Raw genomic sequence first — 2,588 nt, forward strand, 5'->3', positions numbered from 1 at the left:
CGTTGATCCTGCGAATGGGCGGGATGCTGCGACATGCGTGTCCTCCGTTGATTCATTGCGGATGCTGCGCGAACGGCGGTACGCCGGCTCGCGGTTCATCAACCGTGCAAGCGCGATGCCTGCGCTTGCGAACTGCGGGCCCCGGGCTTGCTGCTTCACTGTTTCAGCGGTGCGCAACCGCATCTCATTGGGAGAGGGCACATGAAAGCAGTCGTTTTCCACGGCATTGGCGATATCCGGCTCGACACCGTTCCCGATCCGGCCATCCAGCAACCGACGGACGCCGTCGTCCGGATCACGTCCAGTGCGATATGCGGCACTGATCTACACATGATTCGCGGCACGATGCCCGGCATGCAGCCCGGCACGATACTCGGGCATGAGGCCGTCGGGATCGTCGAGGAAGTCGGGCGCAACGTGCGCAATCTTCGCAAGGGAGACCGCGTGCTCGTGCCGTCGACTATTTCATGCGGTCATTGCGCGTATTGCCGCGCAGGCTACACGGCGCAATGCGATACGGCCAACCCGAACGGGCCGCTGGCAGGAACGGCGTTTTATGGCGGCCCTAAAGCCACGGGTCCGTTCGACGGCCTGCAGGCCCAGTACGCGCGCACGGCGCTCGCTCACGCAAGTCTGATCCGTCTGCCCGACAACATCGACGACGACCGCGCCATCCTCATGTCGGATATCTTCCCGACCGGCTTCTTCGGCGCACAACTTGCGGAAGTGCAACTGGGCGATACCGTTGCCGTGTTCGGCGCGGGACCCGTCGGACAGTTCGCGGTCGCCAGTGCGAAGCTGATGGGCGCGGGCCGGGTAATCTGCGTGGACCGTGTGCCGTCGCGGCTCGACATGGCCCGCGCCCAAGGCGCCGAGGTGGTCGATTTCGACGTCGACGATCCCGTGCACACCATACTCGAGCTGACAGGCGGCATCGGCGTGGACCGCGTGATCGATGCCGTCGGCGTCGACGCGGTGCGAGCCGCTAAAGGGCCGGCCGCGAGCGCGCAGCAGGACAGGGAGCAGAAGTTCGACCAGGAGCGCGACGAAATCGCACCTGAGCGCAACGAGCAGGGCCGACACTGGACGCCCGGCAGCGGCCCGTCTCAGGTGCTGCAGTGGGCCGTGAAGGCGGTCGCGAAAGCGGGTACGGTGTCGATCATCGGCGTGTATCCGGCGAATGACCGCTTTTTCCCGATAGGCGAAGCGATGAATCGCAACCTGTCGGTCAGGATGGGCAACTGCAATCACCGCGCGATTACACCGCACCTGGTCGAACTGGTAGCGAACGGATCGTTCGATCCCATTTCGGTGCTGACACAACGGGAGCCGATCACCAATGCGATCGAAGCCTACCAGGCATTCGATGCACGCGAGCCGGGCTGGATCAAGGTGAAACTCGAACCTTGATCGATCGGGCGTCGCATGAAGGGCTCCCGTGATATTGTTTCGGTCCCGCCTGGGGCGGCATCGGGTCGCCGGCTCTTCGCGCGGAAAGATGGTCACGGTCCGCGCGACAGCGTTGGCCCCACTGCAAGCGCGCCGGCTAACCCCGTGTCGAATCGGGGCGAATGATCTGTACCGCGCTTGCACGAGCGCCCGGCGTGGGGGGCAACATCCTCCATCAGCAACGAAGCGCGCACGCCGTCAGTCGCTTCGTCCAGCGAACGGTTCAGCGCGATGAAAGTGCTGTTGATACGGCTCTCGGCGCCGCCAACGGCGTCGGTGAATGCGTCCAGTGCGATCTCGTTCAGATGTCGCCAGTAGGCGGCCGCTTTCGCGGTCCCCGCCAGCGCAAAACTTGTCTGCAAACGCCACGCGCCAAGCGGCGAACACTCGTTTGAAGCCTCTAGCGCGACTGCCTGCTGCTCGTCGAGCGACTCATGTATCGCCTTGCTGTTCAGTTCCGCAATCCGCCCGGCTGTCTCGACACAAAGCTGCGCCAAGTCGATCAACGGGTTTGCGGGCCACGCGTCGTGCTCGCGGACAGTGTCGGCAGAGGGGCAACGGAGTTTCAGTGTGCTCGAAGGAGGGCGTGTAGCGGGATTCGCGCAATTCTGGGTGATCGAGTCGAGCGCGGTTCATATCGGACGGGCCATCGTGTCGCCGCACTGCCGCGGCAGGCATCGGACGGTATCTCGTGCAGGCACTCGTCATGGAAGGGCTGAGCTCAACGGGCGCGGGTCGCTCGACGCTCCGGGTTGCGTGCGGAAACGACCGCGCCCGGGCCCTGTATGCAAGCATGGGCTTCGAAGCGGTGCGGGAGCGCTCCACGCCGGACGTCCTGTTCATGCAGCGGTTTGCGTGAATGCATGCCGCGCATCCAGCGGGCCAGGCGCTTGCTAGATCTTGCTAGAGAGTTGACACAACCGCGCACCGGCACGCGGGACGCGCGACGATTTCATGGGAGAAAGCAATGACCGGGACCCAATATGCAACGCCGCCTTTCGCGCCGCAACAGCAGGACGCCGTGCCGGGCCGTACCGCGCCGATGACTCCACAGCCAGACCATGGCGAAGAGCGCTATGTCGGACACAACCGGCTCGCAGGCAAGGCGGCGATCATCACGGGCGGCGACAGCGGCATTG

Annotated in this window: 3 protein-coding genes and 1 pseudogene; 3 read left to right on the forward strand and 1 reads right to left on the reverse strand. The window is 64.5% G+C overall.

Going from position 1 to position 2,588, the window contains the following annotated elements; translation table 11 throughout:
• The first annotated feature begins 201 nt into the window (after positions 1–201).
• On the forward strand, positions 202–1,410 hold the full coding sequence (locus tag KFO72_RS41720; RefSeq protein WP_225034538.1) for a zinc-dependent alcohol dehydrogenase: 1,209 nt from the start codon (positions 202–204) through the stop codon (positions 1,408–1,410).
• A gap of 92 nt (positions 1,411–1,502) precedes the next feature.
• Here the strand turns inward: KFO72_RS41720 and phaP are convergent, their stop codons facing one another.
• Positions 1,503–1,955, reverse strand: a complete 453-nt coding sequence (gene phaP / locus KFO72_RS41725; protein ID WP_225034539.1) for a TIGR01841 family phasin — start codon at positions 1,953–1,955, stop codon at positions 1,503–1,505.
• A gap of 170 nt (positions 1,956–2,125) precedes the next feature.
• Here phaP and KFO72_RS42645 point away from each other — a divergent pair, with 170 nt between their 5' ends.
• Entirely contained in the window at positions 2,126–2,308 is a 183-nt protein-coding gene (locus tag KFO72_RS42645; RefSeq protein ID WP_225034540.1) for a hypothetical protein, read from the forward strand.
• A gap of 108 nt (positions 2,309–2,416) precedes the next feature.
• Positions 2,417–2,588, forward strand: a pseudogene (locus tag KFO72_RS41735) (NAD(P)-dependent oxidoreductase); the annotation flags it as partial.

It is taken from the genome of Paraburkholderia sp. XV, from assembly GCF_020177535.1.
GTDB classification, from domain to species: domain Bacteria; phylum Pseudomonadota; class Gammaproteobacteria; order Burkholderiales; family Burkholderiaceae; genus Paraburkholderia; species Paraburkholderia caribensis.

Excerpts from the sequence above, each read along its gene's own strand:
- KFO72_RS41720 (WP_225034538.1), top strand. The coding sequence starts at position 202 with ATGAAAGCAGTCGTTTTCCACGGCATTGGCGATATCCGGCTCGACACC.